Below are 477 nucleotides of genomic sequence, written 5' to 3'. Positions count from 1 at the left end.
GGTAAGGAGGCGGGAACTCTTGAGTCTGTTGATGAGGTCACAAAATATGTGACTAAGCCGAACGATATTGAGACGATGGAGGATGGCCATCTTGAGTGGTTCTATAATGAGACACTCAATACGCGACTGATACAGAGGTACGGATCGTTTAAGGAGTTCAAGGGGTCTCTTAATGATGAGAGGCTTCGCATCGTTCGAGATCAGTCTGATGGATCTCTGAAGATGATGAAGAAGCGTGTCATCAATGATGCTGAGCTTTTCACGAAGCGTGATGAAGGCGAAGCCACGATAGGTGTCCCTAAATCATTGGATATGTTCGGGCCCGATATTGCTATGGCTCTCTGTGTTGAGCCTTCTCTTGATGGTCGTGTCATCGTTGGTGATGAAATAAAATTCGAGCAGATGGAGAATAAGATTGTTGGGCTGATGCTCCCGCATCATGCTTTCTATAACGTCTCTGAACCCTGTCTTATGGTC

The 477-nt window shown here is 46.1% G+C and carries 1 protein-coding gene; it reads left to right on the top strand.

The features are described from left to right. Nucleotides 1-477 (top strand): protein rep (locus KP705_RS17365; protein WP_215765181.1); only part of this gene is annotated, 477 nt, incomplete at both ends.

Origin of the sequence: Gluconobacter sp. P1D12_c, assembly GCF_018812105.1 — a bacterium.
Taxonomy (GTDB): Bacteria; Pseudomonadota; Alphaproteobacteria; order Acetobacterales; family Acetobacteraceae; genus Gluconobacter; species Gluconobacter oxydans_A.
This window is presented reverse-complemented; position numbering and strand designations above follow the sequence as displayed.